Source organism: Rhodococcus pyridinivorans, assembly GCF_900105195.1.
In the GTDB taxonomy this organism is placed as follows: Bacteria; Actinomycetota; Actinomycetes; order Mycobacteriales; family Mycobacteriaceae; genus Rhodococcus; species Rhodococcus pyridinivorans.
The window spans coordinates 4,593,787-4,619,032 of record NZ_FNRX01000002.1 but is presented as its reverse complement, the minus strand read 5'-3'; the positions used below and the strand labels follow the sequence as shown (position 1 = coordinate 4,619,032).

The following is a 25,246-nucleotide window of genomic DNA, read 5'->3' as shown; positions in this document are numbered from 1 at the left end:
GAACCACCCGTTCGGTCTCAGCCCTTCGCGGCCGACAGACCGGCGCGGCGACCGAAGAAGCTTCCGTCCCCCAGCGACGTGCCGCTCGCATAACCCCACGCGCACACGCCCGACGTGCAGCGACCGGCGGCGAACAGGCCGGGGATCGGATCGCCGGACACGTGCAGCACTTCCGAGTTCACCGAGGTGCGCAGACCGCCGAGCGTGAAACCTGCTGTGCAGTTACGGAGATCGAGCGCGGCGATCGGGCTGCCGATGGGCTTGACCCACTCGCTCTTCTTGCCCAGCACCGGATCGCTGCCGTTCTCCGCGTGCCTGTTGTAGACCTCGACGGTCGCCTGCAACGTCCCGGCAGGCAGTTCCATGTCGGATTCGAGTTCGGCGACGGTCTCCGCGACCCACTTCGGACGGAACCGGAAGAAGGGCGTCGAACTCGTTGCCGCACAACCCTCCTCGTACGCCTGCTCGTCGATGATCAGATAGGCCTGGTTGTCGTTCTTCAGCAGCGTGAGCTGACCGATACGGCCCGGATAGGTGTCCTCGGGGACGTACCGCTGACCGCGGCCGTTGACGAGGATGCCGCGGGCCATCAACTGCGGGTCGCCGAAGAAGGCGACCTCGGTGGCGTCCATGTGCGCGAGATCGGCGCCGAGCGCCTGCGCCATGCGGATCGCACGGCCGTCGTGCTCCTCGATCGCCGCACCCGGGCGACCGCTGAGCTGCGGCGCGTACGACTCGACCATCTCCTGGTTGTACGCGAAACTGCCGGTCGCGAGGACGACGCCGCGGCGGGCCCGGATGTGGACGTCCTTGCCGTACTGCTTGGCCGTCAGGCCAACGACGCGTCCGTCGCCGTCGACGATCAACCGCTGCACCCGCACGTCGTATTCGGCACGCACACCGAGGCTTTCGGCGACCTGGGAGAGCGGCTGCATGAGCATGTACCCGCCACCCTTCTCGCCGGTCCGCTTGTCGGTCATCTGCGGAACGTGGCCGCGCGGGGCGGGCGTCGCGATCTCGTTGAAGGGCGCGGAGTTCTCGCCGCCGGAGTACATCAGGCCGTCGTCACCGGGGATCTCCCACCCGGGTTCGCCCCAGAAGCTCTCCTTGAACACCACGCCGTTGTCCACGAGCCACTCGTAGTGTTCGACGCTCCCCTCGCAGTACTCGATGATCTTCGCTTCGTCGGCGCCCGGCCCGAGCGCGGCGAGCATGAACGCCTTCATGTTCTCGGGCGTGTCGTCGAATCCGAGGGCCTTCTGCAGCGGGGTGCCGCCGCCGAGGTAGACGATGCCGCCCGACAGTGAGGCCGCACCGCCCCAACCGCCGGTCCGCTCGAGCACGAGCACGTCGGCACCCGCGCGGGCGGCCTCGATGGACGCCGAGACACCGGCGATGCCGTAACCGGCGACGACGACGTCGGCTTCGTGGTCCCAGGTGGAGACGCTGCCGGCGGGAAGGGGGTGGAGATCGGTGCTCATCGGGGTCCGTTCGGGGTCGGTGATCAGTGGTCGAGTTTCGAGGCGAGTCGGCCGATGTACGCGACGACGTCGTCCTGGGCGCGGTCGGGCAGACCGAAGATCACCTCGGTGACCCCGGCGTCCTCCCAGATCTTCAGTTGTTCGGCGTCGTGACGGCCTGCCAGAGCGAGGATCTCGGGAGTTCCGGCACGACCGGCGTCGGCCCAGGCCTTGTGGAGACGGGCGACGTTGTCGACGACGTTGTTCTCCGTGGGGGTGGTGATCCAGCCGTCGGCGTGGCGGACGATCCAGTCGAAGTTGCGGTCGGTGGAACCGGCGCCGAGGAAGATCGGGGGCCGTGGTTGCTGCACGGGTTTCGGCCACGCCCAGCTCGGCCCGAATGCGACGAAGTCTCCCTCGTAGGAGGCTTCTTCCTCGGTCCACAGCGCCTGCATCGCTTCGAGATACTGGCGCATGGCGGTGCGCTTCTTCTTCGGCGGTACGCCGTGGTCGGCGAGTTCTTCTGCGTTCCAACCGAATCCGACACCGAAGTTCACCCGGCCGCCGGAGAGGTGATCGAGGCTCGCGATGGTCTTGGCGAGCGTGATGGGGTCGTGCTCGAGGGGCAGTGCGACGGAGGTGCCCAGTTTGATCGTCGACGTCACCGCGGCTGCGAGCCCCAGCGCCACCCACGGATCGAGGGTGCGCATGTAACGGTCGTCGGGAAGGGTCTCGTTGCCCGTTCCCGGATGCGCGGATTCGCGGCGGATCGGGATGTGGGTGTGTTCGGGCACGTAGAAACTGTCGAAACCGCGACTCTCCGCGGTCGAGGCAGCGACTTCGGGCCGGATTCCCCGGTCGCTCGTGAACAGGGTGATTCCGTGGCGCACAACAGCCCCTCTCCAGACGGTGACGGAGAAAATGTAACGCGTTCTACATCCGGAGGGAAGAGATTTCCGGACACCTGTCCGGTTGCGGCCGGTCGGCCGTACGAAAAGGCAGTCGTCCCACGCTGAACTATCCTCGGAACGGGCATGAACGGAAGGTGGCGTGATGACGGAGCAGTCGACGACGGAGACCGCGGGCGAGGAGTCGGCGTCGACGCAGACCTCGCGGCCGGCCCTCGGGTCCACCCGGTCGCCCGGTGCGGGCCTGCGACCGGCACAGCGGGCGCGGTACATGCGGATCATCGCCTCCGCCGAGGAGCTCGCCTCCGAGGGGGGATACGACGCCGTGCAGATGCGGGCGGTCGCAGACCGATCCGGTGTCGCTCTCGGCACGGTCTACCGCTACTTCCCCTCGAAGAACCACCTGCTCGTCGTGGCGCTCGTACTCGAATTCGAGACCGCCGCCGAAGCCGTGACCACCGTGGAGATCCCTGGCGACAGTGCCGCCGAGCGCCTGATGGGCGTCCTGCGCGGAGTGATGCCGCGTCTGTCCGAGAACCCGCTGCGCTACGACGCGCTCATCCGGGCGGCGATGTTCGCCGACGCGTCCTCGGCGCCCGAACTCGACCGTCTCGGTGAGGTGCTCACCCGACTGTTCGCGCAGGCGGCAGGCATCGACATCGTCACCGAAGAGGTGCTCAACGCCGTGCGGATCATCGCCGACGTGTGGATGTCGGCGCTGGTCGCCTGGGTGGCGGGCCGGCAGTCGGTCGACGATGTGCTCGCGCACATGGACACCGCCGTCACGCTCGTGTTCGACCGGCTGAACCGACTGCAGCGGGCGAGCTGACGCCCACCCGCTGCAGTTCTGGGCTCCGCTCGGGAGCTCTGGTTCGATCAGGCCGGCACGTCCACGATGCCGATCGTGGGCAGGAAGAAGCACTGCGTGTCGCCGTTGCGCACGTTGCCGAAGACGGCCGAGAGCACGGTGCCCGACCCCGTCTCGACCGGCGCGACCCGCACGCCACCCAGCGGCAGGGTGTCGGCGATGAAGGTCGTGATGGCCTGCTCGACGATGCCGCGGGCCTGGACGGGAAGGCCGGCCGGAATGGCTCCCGCCGCGGTCTCCTCCGGCGTGCCCATCGGGACGAAGCCACCCTGGAAGGTGTTGACGTTGAACCACGCGAGCTGGATGCCCGAGGTGTCGGCGTCCTCCTCGAGGCCGACGGGGACGAACGCGAAGAGCGTCTCACCGGGCGAGACGACGTTCAGGGTGCCCGGCAGCGGCGACAGGCTGCGGTTCGGCCATGGCCCGGGCAGAGCACCCGCAACGGCGGGCACGGTGCCCAGCGGCAGGTCGCCGTCGGCCGTGCAGAACGGTGCGCCGGTGGGGTAGAGGAACGGTTCGACGCCGAGGCGACGCAGGAACTCCATGCCGTCCTCGTAGGCGCCGAGCGGTGTCGCTTCGGCCGCGTCGACAGCGCTTCCGCGTGCGTTCGCGATCGCTTCGGCGGCAGCGAGAGTCGTGGGATCGACGCCGGGCAGCGCGCGGAGAGCCTCGAGCGAGCTCACGAGCGGGCTCGTGGCGGGCGCTTCCGCCGGTGCTGCCGGGTCCGTGGGTGCGGGTTCGGCGCCGGCGATGGTGGGAAGCGCCAGACCTGCGGCGACGGTCAGGGCTGCGGCGGCCGAGATGCGACGCATCCGATTGCGGTGTCTGCGGCTCATATGGGGTTCTCCTCCTGTGGGTCGTGACACCCGGACGGGCTCTACCTAACTCTAAACTAGAGGTTTAGAGTACGACCGCTCCAGGAGACCACAAGGGCGGCGCTCCGGCCAGAGCGCCGCCCCGTGGTGTTACCGAACCGACACCCATGTGAGTCGGTGGTGCGGATGATCAGTCCGGATCGTCCGGATGCTTACGCAGATGCAGGATGCTCAGCAGGAGACCGCCCCACAGCGTGACGAGGGCGAGAATCATCATGGCGACGGCCGCTGTGCTCATCGGGTACCTCCTGTGGACGAGTCGGGTCCGGGTAAGGGAGCACCGGACGAAGCAGGCGCCTGGGCGGATGCGGGCGGACGGTTCTCGTCCAGCTCGTATTCCTCGTCGATTCCCCTGCGCCAGGGGATGAACGTCAGGAGGACGGCGAGGATGATCACGCCGGCCTGCACGCTCCAGCCGAAGGCCGTGACCAGGCTGTCGGGAAGACCGCCGTAGCCGTCGCGGACACGGTCGCGGATCTCGCTGAACAGCATGTAGCCGAGGACGAGCGGGGTGATGATGCCCGTGAACACCATCCAGCCCGTGCCGACCTTGAACGACGACACCGAGTTGAGGTGGTCGCGGAGTTCGGGCAGACGACGATAGATCCACGCGACCACCACGAGCGCCACGAAGGCGACACCCACGATGCCGAACTGGTTCGCGAAGCGGTCCACCACGTCGAGAGTGTTCAGGCCGGTGGTGGTGGGGAAGAGCAGCAGCGACACGATTGCCGACACACCACCGATGGCGAGTACCGCCGGCACCCGGCCGAGGCCCGTCTTGTCCTGGAAGGCCGAGACGGTCACCTGGATGATACTGATCATCGACGTGAACCCGGCGAAGACCAGCGAACCGAAGAACAGCACACCGAAGAGCGGGCCGCCGGGCATCTCCGAGACGATCGTCGGGAAAGCGATGAAGGCGAGGCCGATACCGCCCGCGACCACCTCACCGACCTCGACACCCTGCGCCTGGGCCATGAAGCCGAGAGCGGAGAAGACGCCGATGCCGGCGAGCACCTCGAAGCTCGAGTTCGAGAACCCGACCACGAGACCCGAACCGGTGAGGTTCGTCTTGCGCTTCAGGTACGACGCGTAGGTCACCATGATGCCGAAGGCGACGGACAGCGAGAAGAAGATCTGCGCGTACGCCGCGATCCACACCCCGGTGTCGGTCAGCGCCGACCAGTTCGGGGTGAAGAACGCATCGAGACCGGCGGTCGCGCCGTCGAGGGTCAGCGACCGGACGACGAGCGCACCGAACAGCAGGACCAGCAACGGCACGAAGAACCGATTGGCGTTGCCGATACCGCGCTGGACGCCGAGAGCGAGCACCGCGAGCGTCGCGATCCAGACCAGCAGCAGCGTCCACGCGACGCCCGGCACGAAGCTCAGGCCGAAGGTCGCATCGGTGTCCTGGTTCAGGAACGAACTCATGAAGAAGCCTTCGGGGTCGTCGCCCCAGGCCTCGGTGATCGAGAAGAAGGTGTACCGCGCGGCCCAGGCCACGATCACCGCGTAGTACACGCCGATGACGAAGCACACCAGCACCTGCCACCAGCCGATGAATTCGGCGCCGCGGCGCAGTCTGCGGAAGGCCAGCGGCGGCGATCCGCGGAACTTGTGCCCGATCGCGTAGTCGACCAGGAGAAGGGGGATACCCGCGGTCAGCAGCGCGACCAGATACGGGATCAGGAATGCGCCACCACCGTTCTCGTAAGCGATGTACGGGAAGCGCCAGATGTTGCCGAGTCCGACCGCCGAGCCGATTGCGGCCATGATGAACACCGACCGGCCCGACCAGACTTCCCGTTTACGTGTGACCTCGTGCTGTGCCACGGACCTCGTCCCTCCATTCATCCGGATGGAGGACAACGCTAGCGCCCCGACCGGCGCGCGGGCGATCTTTTCGGGTCGGCGCCTTCAGTCGTCGTCCCAGAGCCGCAGGTCCGGGGGAGTTTCGTCCTCGTCCCCCTCCTCGCCGACGTTCCGGTAGCGGAATGCGAAGACGATCCAGCCGACCGCGGCGACGAGCACGAAACTGATCAACCGGTAGACGACCACCGCCGACAGGGCCTGCGCGCCGGTCATGCCGGAGGCGGTGAGCGCCGGCACGAGCACGGCGTCCATGACACCCAGACCGGCGGGGAGCAGCGGGATGGCACGGCTGGTGGCGGTTCCGGCCGCGTAGGCGACCGCGATACCGGCCAGGCTCGGCGCGCCACCGACCGCGTATGCGGCGAACGCCAGGCACGCACCGTCGCATACCCAGTTGCTCAGCGACCAGCCGAACGCGCGGGCCGCATGAGGACGATCGAGTTGCACCGCGCTCAGCTGGCCGACGATCTTCCGCCACGCTCGCGCACCCGCCTGCTCCGGCTTCTTCCGCAACCGGTTCAGGCTCCGCAGGGCGATCAGGCCGATCGATTCGAACGAACCAGGATTGCCGGCCGCGTACTGGATGAGCACGACCAGCAGCAGCAGACCGCCGAGCGAGAAGATCAGCGAGAACGGGTTGTTGCTGGCGCCGACGAGCAGAGCGCCGACGATGCCGAGCAGTGCGAGTCCGGCGGCCTGGAGGAGCCCGGCCATGACCAGCTGCCAGGTCGCCACCACCGGGGGTGCGCCCCAGCGCCGCATCTGTCGGTAGGTGAAGGTCGTCCCGACCACCGGTCCGCCCGGCAGGGTCACGCTCATGGAGTTCGCCGCGAGGGCCACCGAAAGCGATTGCCATTGCGAGACCTTCACACCCGCCGCGGACAGTAGCGCCCGCTGCACCCGTGCGAAGGTCGACATCTCCGCCATCGAGGCGAACACCGCTGCCGCGACCCAACCCCAGTGAAGATGCCCGAGGCCGCGGACGCTGTCGGACAGTTCCGGCCACACGAGCACGATCTCGACGGTGAGCACCACGACGAGCAGAGCACCGACGATCCACTTGAGATACCGGCGTCGCTTCGGGGTGAGCGGCCCGCTCTCACCGTGCGGGCTCTCGTCGGCTCCGTCGTCCGGCTCCTCGGGTGTCACGGTCTCGTTCGTCATCTAGTCGGTGGGCCAGCTCGACAGCGTGCGGCGGTAGAGGTCCTCGACTTCGGCGATGTGCTCACCGAAGTTCTCCCGCGACCAGCCGCTCACGTCGATCGGTTCGAGCACCGCCACGTCGACGGTGCCCGACCGCAGCAGGGTCGAGTGCTTCCACAGGATCTCGCCGGCGTTGCGGATCACGACCGGCACGATCGGGACACCGGCCTGCATCGCGATGTGGAAGGCGCCCTTCTTGAACCTGCCGATCGCCGGGGTCAGCGAGCGTGTGCCCTCGGGGGCGATGACGATCGACGTACCCTCGCGGAGGGTGTCGACGACGGGTGCGAGCGCCGCAACCGCCTGCTCGGTGTTCGTGCGGTCGACAAAGGTGGCGCCGACGAACCGCAGAAGCGGCCCGAACAACGGGTCGTTGGCCATCTCCTTCTTCGTTACGCCCGTGAAGTCCTGCCTCAGGACCTTGGCCAGCACCACCGGGTCGAGCTGACTCTGGTGGTTGAAGATGAACACCGCCGGCCGGGCGGCCCACGCATTCGCTTCCCCGACGATGCGTACGTTCACTCCGGCGAGGGCCAGGGAGACCTCGGTGCCGATGCTGATGATCGAGTCCAGCGCGGTCTTGCGGCTGCGGTTGATCAGACCGAGACCGAGACCCGTCCACACCGAGCCGAACATCCCGCCGTAGGCGGCGGCGGTGCGGACGAGTTCGCGTGCGCCTGGCGTACCGCGCGGCCGGAACCGCATGATCGGCCAGTCGCGTTCGATGGCGAATCGGGTGAGAGTGCGATCCGGGTTCGTGGCCGTGGGGTTGCCGGCGACGGCCAGGAACTCCACGTCCTCGCCACCGTTGGAATAGGTGTAGCTGGCCTCGGCGTCGATGCCGTGTGTCTCGACGAAATTGCGTGCCGCCTCCGCTTTGCCGCTGCGCCACAACGATTTCCCGTCGACCCGTCCGGTGAGCACACCGTTCTCGACCTCGAGTGGGGTGAACAGGATGTGCTCGACGCCCAGCGCGTCCCCGGCGGCCTGGATCTGGTAGCGGGACGCCGACGAGGCGATCACCACCGTGTGGCCCGCGTTCTGGTGCGCGCCGATGAGTTGCCACGCCTCCGGATAGAGGTGTCCGGCGATCGTCGTCATGAACAGCCGGCGGCCGATCTCGTAGAGCTCGTCCTCGGTGTGACCGCGCCACGCCTTGAAGGCGATCGCGACGAAGCGTTCGAAGTCCTCCTCGGTCTCCGTCCCGCGGATCCCGTTGATCATCGTCGCGGCCAGTTCGGATGCGGAGACCTTCCCGGCGAGCACCCGGTCGCGGAAGAAGTGGACACCGGAGAAGCCGTGCACGATGGTGCCGTCGAAATCGAAGAAGGCCGCCACCTCGGGTCCCTGCGGACCCGTACGCACCCGTTCGAGGGCCTGCTCGAGGTTCACCGTTCCACCTTTCTGTTCGACACGTCGAGCGACTCGGCCAGCGCGACCCGCTGGGCCAACTCGGACAGCTCCGCTGCGAATGCCTTCCTGCGCTCGCGGACGGTCTCGGGGTCCTCGTCGTGGTCGAGCAATCCTCGATTGCGCGCCAGGTCGAGCGCGGACGCGAACAACTCCGACGACACCGATTCCGGCCCGTACAGGCGGCGCTGCAGCAGCATCTGCCGGCCCACCGCCACACACTCCGACAGGAAGGCGGCGCGGTCGACCTCGAGCTCCGGATCCCGGACGGCGAGGCGCTCGGCGACGACGAGCTGCGCGTCGAAGAACGACCGCAGCGTGCGGTGCGACATGAAGAAGCCGGTCTCGACGAGACCGGTCAGCGCTTCGTCCTTCGTCGGCAGGGTGTCGCCCCAGGACGGGACGAGCCAGGCGAGCTCGTCGCGCATCTGGGTCTCGTAGGTGTCTCGGTCGGGGAAGAAGAACTCGAACTTCAGCAGGTCGCGCAGGTTCTTCGCCTCCTCCCACGCCACCCGGACAGGATCGTCACCGAGATTGGCGTGCGCGTAGAGGATGGCCAGCTCCATGATCGACCGGTTGACGAACCAGTGCACGCCGCTGTTGCGGTAGAACGCCGCGACGAGATGCTGACCCGGCTGGATCGAGTAGACCGGTTCCTCCCCGCCGGCGTAGGTGGTGACCACCCCCGCGTGGGTGAGCGACGAGAGCACGTCCTCGAGCCCACCTTCGACGTCGAGGATGTGGAGCCCGCCCTGCGGGACACCGCGGCGATCGAGATAACGGCGGACAGGTGCGATCACGGCCCGCACCTCCTCGAGCGTCAGCGAGCGGTCGCGCACACCGAGCAGGGCCAGGGTGACCAGGCAGTTCACCGTCACCGGAGTGTTGCAGTTGATGCCGACCGCGACTTCGAAGGCGACCTTCTGCAGCGCCTTGCGGCGCAGCACCCGTATCTCCTCGGAATCCGTCGGCGCCGCGGACGGGTCGGCTGCCGGCGCCGGTGCGGTCAGGTCCGGATCCCCACCGGCGACCAGCAGTTCGCGCATCGACACGGGATCGCCGAACCGCACGTACACGTTCCCGGCCCGCTTGCGCTGATTGCGGGCGTAGCGCACCAGCCATCCCAGGCCTTCGGTTTTCTTCGTCGCGCCGGTCTGTTCGGCGGCGACCGCCGCGACCTCGGCGAGTCCCTCGTAGGTGATCGAGACCGGCACCAGCATCGCGTCCTCGACGCGTCCGCCGCGGATCGCGTTGGCGACGTAGCTGAGCAATCCGTAGCGCGGGGCCCGGAGCTTGCCGGTGCGGGTCCGGCCGCCCTCGAAGTACCACTCGAGGTTGAACCGCTTGCTCAGCAGGAACGCGAAGTACTCCTCGAGCGCGGCCTTGTAGACGTCGTCGTCTGCGAAGCTGCGCCGGATGAACACCGTGCCGGTGCGGCGGGCGACGGGACCGATCGGCCAGAAGGTGAGGTTGGCCCCGCCCATGATGTGGTTGCCGGGAAAATCGTTCGCCGCCAGGATGTCGCCCAGCACGAAGGCATCGGCGTAGGACCGGTGCGAGGGGAGGAAGACCAGGGCGTACCGGCGGTTGGACTCGCGCAGTGCGCGCAGACCGGCCTCGTCGGCGTGCACGGTCCATGCCGACGCGTGCAACGGCCGCATCGCCTGCGTGAACAGGTCGGTGACCAATCGTGACTGCACGGCCACGAGTTCGTCGAGGGAACTGCGCGCCCGCGACTCGACCTCGGCGTGCGAGAGGCCGTGCTCGGCGGCGATCTCGTCGAGACGGCGCCGGAAGATCGGCGAGTCCATGATCTGGGCGGCGACGAGCCGCGGGACCTTGTAGCGGTCGCCGATCACCGCTCGCTCCGCGCGTTCGAGCGCGACGACGGCGCGGCGGGTCACGTACCGCGCGAGTGCCCCGTCGTCACCGTCACCGCCCTCCGCCCTGAGCGCGTCCCGCAGTTCGGACAGGCGGGCCGGTTTCGCGACGACGATCCGGTAGCGGTCGGCACCCTTGCGCACGAGCCATTTCTGCAGCAGCAGATTCGGATTGCGTGGGTTCGTGAGGGCGAGGACGTCGGCGAACCGGATACGCCGCGCACCGTCGCGCTCTGCCGGGAGCCACACGATCCGCAAGGGCAGGATCAGCGGATCGTCGGTGCGGGTCACGAGCTCCTCGGTGAGCACCCGTGAGTCGAGGTCGAGCGACTCGGGGCGGGTCGGCGTGCGGTACTCGGCGGGAAGCTCGTCCGAGCGCAGCCAATCCTCGATCATCGTTCGTTCGAGAGCCGTCGTGTACGCGAGGACCGCCACCGTGGGTCCGTCGTCCGCCCGCACGGTGTCGTCTCCTCGTACCCGGCTCGGTTGATCGTTTCTCATCTCACCCCGTCCAGAAGTCACCTCGGTGTGAAAGCTACCTGTCGCGGCCGGTTCGTTCGGGCGATCCGGAGGAGAACACACACACTGTGCGGATGCACCGGTGGGCGCTGTGCAGATGCACCGGGGGAGTGTCTGAACGACAATATGGTGGACGAGAGGACTCGGTGGGAGCCGCCGACGACAGGGAGGGCGCAGTGACCACAGGTGCCGGACCGGAGGGTGTCGGCTACGCGGGGGTGAGGGAGACGCATTCGTCGGTGGTCTTCTTCGTCGGCGAGCGCGTGCACAAACTGAAGAAGCCGCTCGACCTGGGCTTCCTCGACAACCGCACGCGTGAGGCCCGTGAACGGATCTGCCACCGGGAGGTGGAGCTCAACCGGCGTCTCGCACCGGACGTCTATCTGGGCGTCGCGGACGTCCACGGCCCGGACGGACAGTTGTGCGAGCACCTCGTCGAAATGGTGCGGCTGCCCGACGACCGGCGCCTGGCCGCCGCGGTCCGCCGAGGTGAGGACGTGTCGGTGGTGATCGACGAGGTGGCACAGCAGGTCGCCGCACTGCACGCCTCCTCGCCGCACGGTCCCGAGATCGACCGGTGTGCCTCCGCGGATTTCGTCGCCGAGCTGTGGGATCTCAGTCTCGACCATCTCGGCCGGCTGGAGGTAGGGGCGGATCGTGCCGGGGCGTTGACGCGGATCCGGGAGTCCGTGCACCGTTACCTCGCCGGCCGGGCGGTGCTGTTCGACGAACGCATCGCGGCGGGCCGGGCCGTGGACGGACACGGCGACCTGCTCGCCGACGACATCTTCTGTCTCGACGACGGTCCGCGCATCATCGACTGCCTCGAGTTCGACGACGAGTTGCGCTACGGCGACGCAGTACTCGATCTCGCCTTCCTCGCAATGGATCTCGAACGTCTCGGTGCCGAACCCGCAGCACGGCGGTTGCTCGAGCAATATGGTGAGGTCTCGGGCGATCACCCGCCTTCCTCTCTCGTGCACCACTACATCGCCTATCGAGCGTTGGTGCGCGCGAAGGTGACCGCCCTACGCTACGAGCAGGGTGATGCAGCGGCGCGGGAAACGGCGACCGGTTTCGTCGAGTTGCTCGAGGGACATCTCGACCGGGGACGCGTGCGCATGGTGCTCGTCGGTGGTGTCTCCGCGACCGGCAAGACGACACTGTCGCGCACGGTCGGTGCGTATCTCGGAGCGGATGTAGTGCGCAGCGACATCGTCCGCAAGGAGTTGGCGGGTCTGCAACCCACCGACCGCACCGGCGACGGTACGGATGCCGGTCTGTACGCACCGACGCATTCCGAGGCGACCTACCGCGAACTGCTGCGCCGTGCCGAGACCGCTCTGGCCCGGGGACGATCCGTCGTGCTGGACGCGACCTGGTTGTCGTCCGGGCAGCGCGACGCGGCCCGCAAGGTCGCGGACGGTGCTTCCGTGGATTTGATCGAGATCGAGTGCCGTGCAGACAAGGGAATCCTGTTGCAACGGATGGCATCCCGAGCCGAGCGCGGCGACGATGCCTCCGATGCGACCCCTGCCGTGCTCGAACAGCAACTCCGCCGGCGGGATCCGTGGCCGGAGGCAGCGGCGATCGATACGGGTGTCGAGACCGTCGACGCGGCGCGACTGGAGAGCATGCTCGGTCCAGCGCCCTGGTGATCGCGCCCCGAGAACAGTGAACGGGGATCGCTTCGTCGAAGCGATCCCCGTCGGACCGGAACGATCGGTTCTAGACCTTGCGGGCGATGAGCACCGAGCACGGAGCCTTGTGCAGCAGGTTCTGGCTCGTGGATCCGAGCAGGGCGGCGCGGAACTGGCCACGTCCGTGGCTTCCGACTGCGACGAGTTGGGCGTCGTCGAGGTGCGCGAGCAGGACCTTCGAGGCCGGGCCCCGGTCGATCACACGCTCGACGGTGACCTCGGGGTGGCGATCACTCCAGCCGGCCAGCGTCTCGGCGAGAACCGCGGTCTCCGAGGTCTCCACGGCATCCCAATCGACCAGCGCGGCCGTGGCGCCGACACCGAGTGCGGCGTCACCGAGCCAGGAGTGCACTGCCCGCAGCGGAACCCCGAGGGCCGACGCGAGATAGAACGCGTGAGTGACTGCGGCAGAGGACAATTCGCTACCGTCCACACCGACGACGATCGGCCGGGAATCGGGCAGCGGAGAATCGGTGTTGCCGCGCCACACGACCACCGGGCAGGGCGCATGGTTCGCGACGCGCAGAACGGTGGAGCCGAGGAGGAAGTTCTCCAGCGCACCCGCGCCGGTGGCGCCCATGACGACCAGGCGTGCGTCCTCGGCGGCCTCGAGCAGCGACTTGGCTGCGGGACCGGGACCGATGAAGCTGCTGATCTCGAGCTCGGGGTGATCTGCGCGGACTCGCTCGGCGGCGTCGGCGAGGAGCTTCTTGCCGTCCTCCTCGAGCTGCTGGATCATCTGCGACTGCACGAGCACTGCGGCCTCGCTGTAGAAGATGCCCTCCGGGGGCATCGAGTGCACGAGGTGGAGGGGTGCTCCGATGCGCGACGCGACGGCACCGGCCCACCGCGCTGCCGCTACAGCCGTTTCGGAGCCGTCGACGCCTGCGACGACTGCCTTGCGGGTGCTCGGTGTGCTCATGGATGTCTCCTTCTCGTTGCGGCGCGCGGCTTCCCGCGCGCAGGTCGGCCCGAGGCCACGTTACCGCCACGACGCGGCCGTGACCCGGTGTCGACGATCTTCATGATCCCCGATCGGGGAGGCCCCGACCAGAGCCTTCCGGCCTCGATCAGGTCCACAATCGGCGAGCGGCGCGGTATGCCTTCCGCCATCCGCTGTCCAGATGTGCGGCCTGCGCGTCGCCGATCTCGGTCTCGATCCGGAACAGGATCCCGAGCCCGAAACTGGTCTCGGCGGTGTGGCCCTGCTCGGAGAGCATGTCCAGGAGGTGTTCCCGCGCCACGACGGAGTCCTGGAATTCACCGAGCAGATCCTGGAAGTCGTCGAATCGGTCGAGGATCCGCCCGGAACGCTTCGGATGCAGCGGCGCGATCACCTCGATGGCATACCGCATCCGTTTGGCGCCCTTGCGTGCCCGGTGCATCAGCGCGTCGCGCTCCGCCGGGTTCTCGGCGTCGCCGACCCTGTCGACGCGGCGCGAGACCTTTTTCGACAGCGCTGCGACCGCGCGCAACAGTTCCTTCCGTGCCACTTTCGGCCGTGCCCCCGCCGCTTCTGTGGCGGGCGCTATGTCGGTGATCGCCGCGTCGAGGCGGGTGAGCAGCCCGACGTACCGGTCCGAGTCCAGTGTGTCGACTGCTTCGAGGCGGGCGGCCTCCGACCGTGCCGAGAAGTACTCGTCGATACGGGCTCTCGTCGCTTCCCGGTGCGATTCGACCGGGATGTCGGCCACGCGATCCGTGAGCCGTTCCCATTGGACCTCGAGATCACGTGACGGGCTGAGACGTCTTCCGAGCCAACGGAGTTCGTCGACGAGATCGGGATCCACGACGATCTCGTCGGAATAGGTCTGCAGTGCGCTGCGCAGACGCCGCGCGGCCTTGCGCATGCTGTGCACCGCGTCGCGTGCGTCGCGGCGGACGGCGATGTCGGACAACCCCAGGGTGTGCAGTTCGCTCGAGAGATAGTCGCGTACCGGGATCAGGCCCTTCGCGATCGGCGGGCGGGCGGGGAGCAGGTCGCCGAGCACGCGGTGGAGCTTCGACGGGCTCTCCGAACGGGTGATCCCGACGGCCGCGAAGCGTTCCTCGAGTGCTGTGAGGAATCGGCCGATCGTCCTGTCGCCGAGGGTGGAATTCCACTCGACCTCGATCTCCTTCCAGCGGATCTCGGATCCGTCGGCGCTGCGCACGGCGTCGACGTCGTCGACCACCACCTCCGCGACGAAGCCGCCGTCGGACGACCGGAGCCGGTGCCGATGTCGTCGGGTCACGAGCAGAGCGGCCAGGCTCAACGGGGCGCCACGGCGGATGCCGCGCAACAGGGATCCGAGGTCTGCGGGAACGTCCTCGGCCGAGTCGTCGCCGAGGGGGAAGTGCAGTTCGGTGCGGGTGTCGACACCGGAGGGCAGTTTGAGATGCCATCCCGCGTCGTCGCCGCCCTCGCGCCTGCGGAGCGTGATCTTCGAGCGCAGCAGGCACAGGTCGGCGGTGTCGTAGTACTGGGCCGACAATTCGAACCGGTCGACGTCGATCGCATCGACGGACGGCAGTCCCGTCAGGTCCGGAAGCGGCCGGTCGCCGGTGGCGGAGTACTTGCGTTCCGCCTCCTCCGCGACGGTCGCCGACGATGTGCTGGGCATCCATCTGCTCCTCTCGGTGCGCGTTGCCTCCACCTTGCCACGCGGTCCGATATGAGGGGATTCGTCCGACTGTGATCTGCCGATACCGGGCAAAGAGCACTTCGGCCCTGGTCAAGGCCCGGTTTCGGGGTGATCATGGTTCGACGCGGGTCCGGAGGTAGTGATGAAGGTTCTTGTTTCGGTGGCCAGTCGGCACGGTTCGACCGCGGAGATCGCGACTGCGCTGGCCGCGTCGATGCGCCACCACGGCGCGCAGGTCGACGTGAACGCGCCCGAGCACGTCGACGAGGTCGACGCGTACGACGTCGTGGTGCTCGGCAGCGCCGTCTACCGCAGTCGCTGGCTGCGCAGCGCGCGGGAGTTCTCCGACCGGCACGCGGCCGAACTGCGCGAACGCGACGTCTACCTGTTCTCGTCGGGTCCCGTCGCCTCGGGCGGGAGGTCGGTGAACACGTGCTACGACGCGTGCGCCGTCGCCGAACGCATCGAGGCCGTCGAACATCGCACCTTCCCGGGGAAGCTGGATCCGGCGGTGCTCGGCACCGGCGAACGGATGGTCGTCAGGATGGTCGGCGCCCCTTCCGGTGACTTCCGGGACTGGGACGCGATCGGTGCTTGGGGTGCGCGCATCGTGGCGCGCACGACCGCGCGGGAGCGCGACCTCGATGGCATCGGTTCGGCTCCCGCGCGACGTGGGGCGCGCCGCTAGGCGGATATTCCACCCGGGTGATCGGCCCGAGTCCCGAGCCGGGCGATCAGCCCGAGCTGCCCTGGTAGTGCGTGCTCAGTTCGGCTGCGCGGTCCCAGATCGACCAGTCGACCGGGCGTTCCTCCAATTGGGCCTCGACCACCTCGAACCCGGCGTGCCAGGCGGCGCCGTGTGCGAGGGCGTCCTCCTCGTCGTCGGTGGTGTGGGTGAGGGTGAGCCAGCACCCGCCGGAGCCGTCCGGAGTGAGTTCCCAGTGCAGAACGTCGGTGTCCCAGAGGTATTCCAGGATCCGTGCGGGCCGTACCGTGAGGACACTGCCCATGCTGGTGTGCCCTTCGGGCAGGCCGAAACGGCGGGTCTGTTCCTGCGTCGAGCGGAATTCGAGTGTGGCGCCGGGTGTGAGCGCGAACTCGACGTCGGCAGGGAACCAGGCGCGGAGATGTTGCGGATCGGTCAGGACCCGCCACACCTTCTCCGGCGGGTGGGGGAACGAGCGTTCGAACCGCAGGGCCACCCGCCCGTCATAGGTACGCGAGATGCTGCCGATTTCCATGGAAACCTCCAAGACGAGAACTCGCCGGTCAGCGGGGTCCTGGTGTGCTGTTACTCCATGCTGCCAGGTTTCGTCGGCTTACGAAGCGGGTCGGCCGACCTGTGATCGGATCGTGGAACGACAAGGATCTGGCCAGAAGCTGCAGCGGATTCGAATAATCCTGTGGCTCGAGCTCGTACACCTCCGGATAGAGGTTGTCGCCGAGAATGGGGATTCCGAGCGAGTTCATGTGTACCCGGAGTTGATGCGTCCGGCCGGTCTCGGGACGCAGACGGTAACGCGCACGGTCGTCGGCCGTGTCCACCAATTCGATCGAGGTCACGGCGTTGACGGGACCGTCGACCTCGCGGGCCTGCAGCACGCCGCGCTCCTTGACGATGCGGCTGCGGACCTCGCGAGGGAAGTCGAGGCGCGGCGCGGCCGGGGCGATCGCCTCGTACTCCTTCTCGACGAGACGCCCGTCGAACAGCATCTGGTACGCGCGTCGCGCCTCGCGCCGGACGGTGAACACCAGGACGCCCGCCGTGAGCCGATCGAGCCGATGAACGGGGGACAGTTCGGGCAGGTCCAGATCCTTGCGCAACCGGACCACGGCGGTCTCCGTCACCCAGGAACCACGCGGGGTGGTCGCCAGGAAGTGCGGCTTGTCCACGACGAGTAGGTTCTCGTCACGGTGGAGGACGTCGATCTCGAAGGGAACGCGCGGTTCGGCGGGCGGATCACGGTAGAGATACACGAATTCGCGTGGGACGTACGGGGTCGAAAATGTGACCGCTGTGCCGTCCTGTACGACCACTTCGCCGGATTCGATCTTCTCCGCGATGCGCGCCGCATCGTTCGGGAAGCGTGTGAGCAGGAACTCCGCTATGGTCTCCCAGCTGGGATTTTCCGGCAGTCGCAGGCGGGTGGGGTTCAGGCCGTCGCGAACGGGGAGGGGAGCTTCGGGCACGGGTCGGAGGTTAGCGGTGCGCCCGGAATGCGAGCGCCGAAGGCCCGACGATAACGCTGCCGGACTTTCCACGATAACGATTGTGTGCAAGCCTGCTTAAGGTTTCTGCACCGTCGATACCCTGGGACGGAAGTGAAGAATGTTACTGGAGTGCAAGGGGAGCATGTTGTGACGATGTCGGCGAAAACCGGAACACGTCGGCGGGGGGGACGCGCTCTCGTGCGGCTGCTGGTGGCGGCACTGGTCCTTCCGCTGGCGCTCGCGTTCAGTGGGCTCGGCGCCGGCACGGCTGCGGCCGATCCGTACGATCGCTTCCACGAGGACATGGTCGCCGCCCCGGGTGGGGTCGGGGCGATCAAGGTACGCATCTGGCGGGCGAACAACGGCAGCAACAAGGCCGTCTATCTGCTCGACGGTCTGCGCGCCACCGACGATGTGAGCGGCTGGGAACACGAGACAAACGCGGCGTGGCTCGCCGATCACGGCGTCAACGTGATCATGCCGGTGGGCGGACAGTCGAGCTTCTACGCCGACTGGTACGCGCCGAGCAATTTCAACGGCCAGCCCTACACCTACAAGTGGGAGTCCTTCCTCACCCAGAACCTCCCCGACCATCTCGCGAACGTCTACGGCATCGACCGCAACAACAACGCGGTGGTCGGCCTGTCGATGGGCGGTAACGCGGCGCTGATCCTGGCCGCCTACCACCGCGACCAGTTCAAGTTCGCCGGCTCCCTCTCGGGTTACCTCAACCTCTCGGCCCCCGGTATGCGCGAGGCCATCCGTCTCGCCATGCTCGACGCCGGCGGATACAACGCCGACGCGATGTGGGGACCGCCCTGGGACTCGGCGTGGCTGCGTCACGACCCGTTCGTCGCGGCGCCGCAGATGCGCGGACTGCCGATGTGGGTCTCCGCGGCGAGCGGTCTGCCCGGCCAGTACGACCGGCCGAACTCGCTCGTGGGCAGCTTCAACACGACCAACGCCATGGGTCTCGAAGCGCTCGCCCGCACGCAGAACCGCGCCTTCCAGGTGCGCCTGCTGACCCTGGGTATCGATACCGCACACTTCTCGTTCCCGATCGTCGGTACCCATTCGTGGGGTTACTGGCAGGACGAGCTGTGGGCGATGCTCCCGATGCTCAAGTCCTCGATTGGCGCCTGACGCCACCACCTCGCTGGTCGGCCGCACCGTCGTCGTGACGGGGGCCACCAGCGGTGTGGGCGAAGCGACGGCCCGCGCCCTCGGGGCTGCCGGCGCCACCGTCGTCCTCGCCGGTCGCAACGTCGACCGGGGCAAGCGCATCGCCGCCGAGATCGGCCCCCGGGCCGAGATGATGTCGCTCGATCTCGCCGACCTCTCGGCGATCCGTGCCTTCGCGGACGCCTTCGCCGATCGCCGGATCGATGTCCTGGTCAACAACGCCGGGGTCATGGCGGTGCCGCTGGGTCGCACCGCCGACGGGTTCGAGATGCAGATCGGAACGAACCATCTCGGACACTTCGCCCTGACCGGACTGCTGTTGCCGCGTATCACCGGCCGCATCGTCACGGTGTCGAGCGCCGCCCACCTGATAGGCCGGATCGATCTCGACGACCTCAACTGGGAGCGCCGCCCATACAACCGCGCCGCGGGGTACGCACAGTCGAAGCTCGCGAACCTGTTGTTCGCGCTCGAGCTCGAACGACGCCTCGCCGCCGCCCGCTCACCGCTGCGCGCCGTCGCGGCCCATCCGGGCTACGCGGCCACCGAGGTAGGCAGCCACACGGGGACGTGGTTCGACCGGTTGTTCGGTTTCGGCAAGACGATCCTGCAGCGCACCCCGGATCAGGGAGCCGAATCGGTCGTGCTCGCCGCTTCCGATCCGGGCATCGCGGGCGGCTACATCGGTCCGCGTCTCCTGCTCTACGGAGCGCCCGGTGTCGCCACCGTGGGGCGTCGGGCCCGCGACCGCGAGACCGCGACGCGGCTGTGGGAATTGTCGGAGAAGCTCACCGGAGTGCACTTCGAGATCGGCTGATAGCGTCGTCGCCCGCACCCCGTGACCGCCGGCCGACGGGCGCCCCGCGGTCACGGGGTGCGGCGCATCGGCACGTGGTCGATCCCCGCCTCGAGGTAGTTCGCTCCGGTGCGCACGAACCCGAATCGCGCGTACCAGTGCTCCAGGTACGCCTGCGCCGAGATGTCGACCACCCCCGGGCAGGTCCCGAGCGCCGCCTCGATCAACTCCGCGGCGAGGCCGCGCCCGCGTGCGTGCCGGGCGGTGGCGACACGGCCGATGTGGGCGACGTCCCCGTCGTCGTGGAGCACGCGCAGCGTCGCGAGGACCTCGTCACCCTCCCGCGTCCAGAACAGTTCGGTGGTCGGGTCGAGATCGCGGCCGTCGAGTTCCGGTTCGCTGGTGATGCCCTGCTCGAAGACGAATACATCGGTCCGCAGAGCGACGATCCGATACAGACTCTCGGGGTCGGTCTTCCTCAACGGGGCATGGTGGATGGACAGCACGTCCCGATCGTAGGGGGCGGGCTTCACCCGGCTGTGACGGTGGGGCGGGGCTTCACCCGGCTGTGACGGTGGGGCGGGGCTTCACCCGCCCGTCGTGAACCCGTCGAGCAGTCCCGCATAGCGCTTCGGCGGGGGCGTCGCGAACTCTCCTCGCTTGCCGGTCGCCAGGCCCATCGCGACCAGCGACGGCACGGTCAGCGTCGCGGCCGCGACACCATCGACCACCGGCACCCCGATCTCCGCGGAGATGTGGGCGCACAGGTCGGCCATCCCGGCGCAGCCGAGCACAATGGTGTCGGAACCGTCCTCGCTCAGGGCGTCGAGGCACGCCTCGGTGACGATCTTGCGTGCGTCGGGATCGCTGTCGAGGGCCAGCACCGGCAGGTCGCACCCGTGCACGCCCCGGCACGCGTCGCGCATACCGTAGCGGTGCGCGAGGTCCCACGCGCGTCCGGTCGTGCGGGCCAGCGTCGTGACGACGGAGAAGCCGCGCCCCAGGACCGCGGCGGCGCGCATGGCGGCCTCGGCGATGCCGACGACGGGCCCACCGGCGAGCTCGCGCGCCGCGTCCAGTCCGGGATCGCCGAAGCACGCGATGACATAGCCGTCGACGCTGTCGCGTTCGCCCTTCTCGATCTCGGTGAGGATGCCCGGCACGGCGAGCGCCTCGTCGTAGTGGCTCTCGATCGAGGGTGGGCCCATCGTGGCGGTCATCGACCACGTGGTGTTCGGGTTGACGACCTTGATGAACATGGAGGATCAGACTGCTTCCTGTGCGACCCGGTCGGGGAGACGGACTGCGAGGCGGGTGCGGGTCGCGAGCAGGTGGTAGACGACGAAACCGAGACCGCAGCCGATGAACCAGCTGTACTGGGCGGCGGTTCCCATGCCGGGCGCATCGTTGAACAGCACAGGGATCATCGCTACCACGGCGCCGACGACGGTCGCGATCACCGCGGCCGGGTTGTAGCCCTTGCGGTAGAGGTACGCGCCCTTCTCCGACATCGTGAACAGGTCGTCGACGATCACCTTCTGCTTGCGCACGAGGTAGTAGTCGGCGATGAGGATGCCGAACAGCGGACCGATGAACGCGCCCAGGGTTTCCAGGGTGTAGTGGATGACCTCGGGGTTGTCGTACAGATTCCACGGGGTGATGAGCACCGAGCCCACCGCGGCCCACCGCGGCGATCATGCCGCCGGCGCGCCAGCTGATCTTCTGCGGGTTGACGTTCGAGAAGTCGAAGGCCGGGGAGATGAAGTTCGCGACGATGTTGATGCCGATCGTGGCGATGGCGAAGGTCAGCGCGCCGAGCACGATCGCGAAGGTCGAATCGATGCGGGCGACCGTCTCGACGGGGTCGGTGATCAGTTCGCCGTAGACGGGCAGCGTGAGCGACGCGGTGATCACCACGAGCAGCGAGAAGACCAGGAAGTTCACCGGCAGACCGAGGAAGTTGCCCTTCTTGACGGCGGCGTAGGACTTCCCGTACCGGGAGAAGTCGCCGAAGTTGAGCATCGGGCCGGAGAAGTACGAGACCACCAAGACGATCGCGCCGAGCATGACCGGCACCGACGCCCATCCGGTGTGCGTGACCTCACCGAGGGTCAGATCGATTGCGCTCCAACCGGCCTGGGAGATCAGATAACCGCACAGCAGGAACATCACGACGTAGACGGCCGGCCCGCAGAAGTCGATGAACCGCCGGATCGACTCCATGCCGCGCCAGAACACGCAGGCCTGCAGCACCCAGAGCGTCAGGAAGCTGGCCCATCCGAGTGCGGACAGGCCGGCGAACCCGTAGTCCTCGACCACCGCATAGGGTGCGAGCGAGGGGAACAGCTTGATCAGCACCACGTCGAGTGCCGCCGAGGCGAGGAAGGTCTGGATCCCGTACCACGCCACCGCGATCAGACCGCGGATGATCGCGGGGATGTTCGCACCGAGGACGCCGAAGACGCTGCGGCAGATCACCGGATAGGGCGCACCCGTGACCTGGCTGGGCTAGTGCGTTCCGGCGGTCTCGGGCCGACACCTTGGCGACGAGATTGCAGAAGAAGTAGACGATCGTGATGCCCACGAGCAGGGCCACGAGGACCTGCCAGCTGGCCAGACCGAGAGCGAACAGGCTTCCGGCGGTGACGTACCCGCCCACGCTGAGGACGTCGGACATCCAGAACGCGAAGATGTTGTACGAACCCCACCGCTGGTTCTTCAGCGGGGCGAGGTCGTCGTTGGTCAACCGCGGGTCGTATCCGGTCGCGGGCGGCGGGGCTGCGGCGGGGACGTTGCCGGCGCTCGGTGTCAGCACTTCGGTCATGCCTGCTCCTGTGCGAGGGGGAGCCGCCCGTGTCCCGGTGCGAGCCCGGTGGGCGGAGTCGAATCGATCGACGGAACATCAACGGCGGTGGTGAATTCCGATGTACAGACCGTAATGGAGCGATATTGCCGGAGAGTTACCCGGCTCTCGCGGTGATAGCCACGCGAGTCGCCTTCCTGCACAGCGCATTCGAGAAGACGGTGCGACTCTTCGACGCGCCGGCAGTCCTCCTCGGTGGCGTTGCGCACGGCCGCCGTGAGCGACGCCGATTCGAGAGTCTCACGGACTGAATACATCTCGCGTAGCTCCGCGATCGTCAGCTGGTCGACGATGTATCCATGGTTCTGCCGGTGGGTCACGAGACCTTCGCCGATGAGGGTCTCGAGTGCTTCCCGGACCGGGATGCGACTCACCCCGAACAGCTCCGTGACCTCCCCGACGGGGATCGGTGTGCCCGGGGGTGCGGCTCCGGAGAGGAAGGCGCGGCGCAACTCTTCGAGGATCACGTCCTGCGGGCGGCCCGGTACGTCGACGCGGAGCTCGTCCAGCAACGCGGATCTACGGCGTGGTGCCACGACCGGGTCCTCCTTCGTCCCCGGAATGCGAGTGCTCGACTCCGCGAAGGTAGTCCCGTCGTGTTACGTCCTCGTCTCCGCCGTGTGACGGGGATGCCCACCTCATACCCCGCCGCGCGGAGGGAAGGTCGGCAGCGTCGGCATCGGCCGCGGTGAGGTGGGCGTACCCGTGGTGGGGCGAGGCGTCCCGGTGTTCGGCGTGTCGCTCTCCTCGGTGTCCCGGCGCGGGCGGTCCTCGTCCGGCTCGGTCCCGCGACCCGGCCCGCCGCGCCTGGTGAAGCCACCGGCGGTCGATGTCGCCGTGGTGGCGGAAGCGGCGGTGGATTCCGCAGCGGGCTCGGCGGTCGCTGCCGAGGTGGGGGTCACCACCGGTGCCTCGAGCTCGGGTTCCCCCGTCGTCGTCTCCGCGGGCTCGGTGGGCGTGGTCTCGGTTGTCGCTGCAGTCGTGCTCGTCGCCACCGGCGACCCGATGTCGAGCGTCGGCTCGGCCGCAGGACGCAGGACCTGCCGCTCGACGGGCTCGGCCTGCGGGAACACGAACAACGCACCGACGCCCAGCACCGCGAACACCGCCACCGACGCCGCGATGACGGGAACGGTGCGCTTCGCCCGACGATCGCGACGGGGGAAGCCCTCCCGGTCCAGCGGTTCGAGCCGGCGCCCGAGATCGAGCAGTTCCGCCTCCGAGGGCTGCACCGTGAGCAGCCGTCCACGCAGGTGCGCGGGCAGAGGGGTGAAGGGGAGAAGCGAGAACGTTCCGAGCACATTCGGCATGCGGGGCACCGCACGGTCGACGAAGTCCTGCGCATGGGCGAGGACACGTCCGTCGCCGGCGGAACCGAGCAATGCCTCGATCTCGTGGGACGAGAAGTGATGCCGGACCGTCAGGTCGACGACCTCGCGCGCGGTGCCGTCGAGCAGGTGGACCGCCTCACGGACGTCGAGCACGTCGGAAGCGGCCTGATAGGCGGGGTCGGCCGCGGGGAGATATTCGAGGGCGGAGCCGGTGCGCTCGAGCACGCGGATGCATTCGGCACGGACCACGGCGTAGAGCCAGGCCCGCAGGAGACTCTCGTCGCGCAGCGACCGGATCCGCGCGGTCGCCGTCCAGACCGCGTCGTACACCACGTCCGAGGCCGATGACACGGCGACGAAGCCGCACGCGTACGCGTACAGGCCGGGGGCGAAACGGTCGAAGACCGCTGCCGTGGCGTCCGGCTCCCCGTTCCGCAACGCTGCGGCGAGTTCGCGGTCCGGACGTCCGGGGTGGTGCCCCATCGATGGAACCTCCCTGTCGTGCATGCGCCCCCGCGCGCCTGCGGTCGTGAGTTCCGGGGAAGTCTACGAGCAGGTGCGCCCCACGGCGAGGATGCGATCCATCGGGACCGTCGACGCCGGAAACGGGAGTGTCGCCACGCGGCGCGCGTCCGTAGGGTGGCGGGCATGGGGTGGACCACGAACGATATTCCGGATCTGTCGGGACGCACGATGATCGTGACGGGGGCCAACAGCGGACTCGGTGCAGAGACCGCCCGGGCGCTGGCGCACGCCGGTGCCGAGGTGGTGCTCGCGTGCCGCGATGTCGCCAAGGGTGAGTCGGTCGCGGCCGATCTCGGCGACCGCGCCACCGTGCGCCGTCTGGACCTGGCGGATCTCTCGTCGATCCGTGCCTTCGCCGACGAGGTGCGTGCCGAGCACGAGCGTATCGACGTCCTGGTCAACAACGCCGGCGTCATGGCGGTACCGCTGCGGCGGACGGCCGACGGTTTCGAGATGCAGATCGGGACCAATCACTTCGGCCACTTCGCGCTCACCGGGTTGCTGCTCGACCGCATCACCGACCGGGTGGTGACGGTCAGCAGCACGATGCACCGCATCGGCAGCATCGATCTCGACGACATCGATTGGGAACGTCGCCGCTACGAGCGGTGGCTCGCCTACGGGCAGTCGAAGCTCGCGAACCTGTTGTTCGCGTACGAACTGCAGCGACGCCTGACCGCCGCCGGATCGAGCGTGAGTTCGCTTGCCGCGCATCCGGGTTATTCGTCGACGAATCTGCAGTACCGCAGCGAGTCCTGGCACGGGAAAATCGTCGAACTCGTCACCCCGATCATCGGGCAGTCCCCGCAGCAGGGTGCGCTCCCGACGCTCTACGCGGCGACCTCACCGAATGCGGAGCCGGGTGGCTACTACGGGCCGGATTCCTTCTTCGAGATGCGCGGCCGGCCGAAGCTGGTGCAGTCCACCTCGCGGTCACGCGACGAGATCCTGGCGCGGAGGTTGTGGGAACTGTCGGAGCGGGTGTGCTCCGTCGAGTACTCGATGCCCTAGAT

The 25,246-nt window shown here is 68.1% G+C and carries 21 protein-coding genes and 2 pseudogenes; 6 read left to right on the top strand and 17 right to left on the bottom strand.

From position 1 onward, the window contains the following. Window positions 1–17: 17 nt before the first annotated feature. Both BLV31_RS21920 and BLV31_RS21915 read right to left on the bottom strand, forming a co-directional pair. A complete protein-coding gene (locus tag BLV31_RS21920; protein WP_064061897.1) occupies window positions 18–1,481 on the bottom strand; it encodes an FAD-dependent oxidoreductase in 1,464 nt (487 codons plus the stop codon). Window positions 1,482–1,504: 23 nt separating this feature from the next. After that, a complete protein-coding gene (locus BLV31_RS21915) occupies window positions 1,505–2,350 on the bottom strand; it encodes an LLM class F420-dependent oxidoreductase (protein WP_024103036.1) in 846 nt (281 codons plus the stop codon). A gap of 163 nt (window positions 2,351–2,513) precedes the next feature. On the opposite strand from BLV31_RS21915, the gene BLV31_RS21910 reads away from it, so the two are divergent. Then, window positions 2,514–3,197 carry a TetR family transcriptional regulator gene (locus BLV31_RS21910; protein WP_006551749.1) on the top strand — a complete coding sequence of 228 codons (684 nt, stop codon included), beginning with the start codon at window positions 2,514–2,516 and terminating at the stop codon, window positions 3,195–3,197. A 47-nt stretch (window positions 3,198–3,244) separates the two neighbouring features. Here BLV31_RS21910 and BLV31_RS21905 read toward each other — a convergent pair whose 3' ends face one another. The 6 genes from BLV31_RS21905 to BLV31_RS21880 all read right to left on the bottom strand — a co-directional run bounded on the left by BLV31_RS21905 (window position 3,245) and on the right by BLV31_RS21880 (window position 10,983). Beyond that, window positions 3,245–4,072 carry a hypothetical protein gene (locus BLV31_RS21905; protein ID WP_037217111.1) on the bottom strand — a complete coding sequence of 276 codons (828 nt, stop codon included), beginning with the start codon at window positions 4,070–4,072 and terminating at the stop codon, window positions 3,245–3,247. A 169-nt stretch (window positions 4,073–4,241) separates the two neighbouring features. Then, window positions 4,242–4,349 (bottom strand): methionine/alanine import family NSS transporter small subunit, encoded by a 108-nt coding sequence (locus BLV31_RS21900; protein ID WP_006551747.1) that lies wholly within the window; start codon window positions 4,347–4,349, stop codon window positions 4,242–4,244. Further along, window positions 4,346–5,950, bottom strand: coding sequence for a sodium-dependent transporter (locus BLV31_RS21895; protein ID WP_019289992.1), 1,605 nt, complete (start codon window positions 5,948–5,950; stop codon window positions 4,346–4,348). The genes BLV31_RS21900 and BLV31_RS21895 overlap by 4 nt, the downstream gene beginning before the upstream one ends. Window positions 5,951–6,034: 84 nt before the next feature. Beyond that, complete coding sequence (locus tag BLV31_RS21890) at window positions 6,035–7,153, bottom strand: lysylphosphatidylglycerol synthase transmembrane domain-containing protein (RefSeq protein ID WP_006551745.1); 1,119 nt, start codon at window positions 7,151–7,153, stop codon at window positions 6,035–6,037. After that, complete coding sequence (locus tag BLV31_RS21885; protein WP_064061898.1) at window positions 7,154–8,584, bottom strand: HAD-IB family hydrolase; 1,431 nt, start codon at window positions 8,582–8,584, stop codon at window positions 7,154–7,156. Further along, window positions 8,581–10,983: a glycerol-3-phosphate 1-O-acyltransferase gene (locus BLV31_RS21880; protein ID WP_072740565.1), complete on the bottom strand. Its 2,403-nt coding sequence runs from the start codon at window positions 10,981–10,983 to the stop codon at window positions 8,581–8,583. The genes BLV31_RS21885 and BLV31_RS21880 overlap by 4 nt, the downstream gene beginning before the upstream one ends. A gap of 164 nt (window positions 10,984–11,147) precedes the next feature. Here BLV31_RS21880 and BLV31_RS21875 point away from each other — a divergent pair, with 164 nt between their 5' ends. Then, window positions 11,148–12,659, top strand: coding sequence for a bifunctional aminoglycoside phosphotransferase/ATP-binding protein (locus BLV31_RS21875; RefSeq protein WP_064062130.1), 1,512 nt, complete (start codon window positions 11,148–11,150; stop codon window positions 12,657–12,659). A 70-nt stretch (window positions 12,660–12,729) separates the two neighbouring features. On the opposite strand, the gene BLV31_RS21870 is transcribed toward BLV31_RS21875, so the two are convergent. Together BLV31_RS21870 and BLV31_RS21865 are read right to left on the bottom strand one after the other, a co-directional pair. Beyond that, window positions 12,730–13,623: a universal stress protein gene (locus BLV31_RS21870; protein WP_064062131.1), complete on the bottom strand. Its 894-nt coding sequence runs from the start codon at window positions 13,621–13,623 to the stop codon at window positions 12,730–12,732. Window positions 13,624–13,771: 148 nt separating this feature from the next. Then, window positions 13,772–15,304 carry a CYTH and CHAD domain-containing protein gene (locus BLV31_RS21865; protein WP_064062132.1) on the bottom strand — a complete coding sequence of 511 codons (1,533 nt, stop codon included), beginning with the start codon at window positions 15,302–15,304 and terminating at the stop codon, window positions 13,772–13,774. A 163-nt stretch (window positions 15,305–15,467) separates the two neighbouring features. Here BLV31_RS21865 and BLV31_RS21860 point away from each other — a divergent pair, with 163 nt between their 5' ends. Beyond that, window positions 15,468–16,013 carry a flavodoxin domain-containing protein gene (locus BLV31_RS21860; RefSeq protein WP_037217072.1) on the top strand — a complete coding sequence of 182 codons (546 nt, stop codon included), beginning with the start codon at window positions 15,468–15,470 and terminating at the stop codon, window positions 16,011–16,013. Between the two features lie 46 nt (window positions 16,014–16,059). Here BLV31_RS21860 and BLV31_RS21855 read toward each other — a convergent pair whose 3' ends face one another. Together BLV31_RS21855 and BLV31_RS21850 are read right to left on the bottom strand one after the other, a co-directional pair. Then, window positions 16,060–16,566 carry an SRPBCC family protein gene (locus BLV31_RS21855; protein WP_006551738.1) on the bottom strand — a complete coding sequence of 169 codons (507 nt, stop codon included), beginning with the start codon at window positions 16,564–16,566 and terminating at the stop codon, window positions 16,060–16,062. A 28-nt stretch (window positions 16,567–16,594) separates the two neighbouring features. Then, window positions 16,595–17,515 (bottom strand): pseudouridine synthase, encoded by a 921-nt coding sequence (locus BLV31_RS21850; protein ID WP_064062134.1) that lies wholly within the window; start codon window positions 17,513–17,515, stop codon window positions 16,595–16,597. A 174-nt stretch (window positions 17,516–17,689) separates the two neighbouring features. Here BLV31_RS21850 and BLV31_RS21845 point away from each other — a divergent pair, with 174 nt between their 5' ends. After that, window positions 17,690–18,679, top strand: a complete 990-nt coding sequence (locus tag BLV31_RS21845; protein WP_051121583.1) for an alpha/beta hydrolase — start codon at window positions 17,690–17,692, stop codon at window positions 18,677–18,679. Beyond that, window positions 18,669–19,535 carry an oxidoreductase gene (locus tag BLV31_RS21840; RefSeq protein ID WP_064062135.1) on the top strand — a complete coding sequence of 289 codons (867 nt, stop codon included), beginning with the start codon at window positions 18,669–18,671 and terminating at the stop codon, window positions 19,533–19,535. Before BLV31_RS21845 ends, BLV31_RS21840 begins: the two co-directional genes overlap by 11 nt. Before the next feature lie 50 nt (window positions 19,536–19,585). Here the strand turns inward: BLV31_RS21840 and BLV31_RS21835 are convergent, their stop codons facing one another. The 5 genes and pseudogenes from BLV31_RS21835 to BLV31_RS21815 form a co-directional block, all read right to left on the bottom strand. Next, window positions 19,586–20,020 carry a GNAT family N-acetyltransferase gene (locus BLV31_RS21835; RefSeq protein WP_072740567.1) on the bottom strand — a complete coding sequence of 145 codons (435 nt, stop codon included), beginning with the start codon at window positions 20,018–20,020 and terminating at the stop codon, window positions 19,586–19,588. Between the two features lie 81 nt (window positions 20,021–20,101). After that, window positions 20,102–20,773 (bottom strand): aspartate/glutamate racemase family protein, encoded by a 672-nt coding sequence (locus BLV31_RS21830; RefSeq protein WP_064060241.1) that lies wholly within the window; start codon window positions 20,771–20,773, stop codon window positions 20,102–20,104. A 6-nt stretch (window positions 20,774–20,779) separates the two neighbouring features. Then, window positions 20,780–22,338: pseudogene (locus tag BLV31_RS21825) on the bottom strand (NCS1 family nucleobase:cation symporter-1). A 140-nt stretch (window positions 22,339–22,478) separates the two neighbouring features. After that, window positions 22,479–22,913, bottom strand: a pseudogene (locus BLV31_RS21820) (GntR family transcriptional regulator); the annotation flags it as partial. Between the two features lie 102 nt (window positions 22,914–23,015). Beyond that, entirely contained in the window at window positions 23,016–24,191 is a 1,176-nt protein-coding gene (locus BLV31_RS21815) for an RNA polymerase sigma factor (RefSeq protein ID WP_072740564.1), read from the bottom strand. 165 nt (window positions 24,192–24,356) lie between these two features. Here BLV31_RS21815 and BLV31_RS21810 point away from each other — a divergent pair, with 165 nt between their 5' ends. Beyond that, a complete protein-coding gene (locus BLV31_RS21810) occupies window positions 24,357–25,244 on the top strand; it encodes an oxidoreductase (protein ID WP_064060239.1) in 888 nt (295 codons plus the stop codon). The last annotated feature ends 2 nt before the right edge of the window (window positions 25,245–25,246 follow it).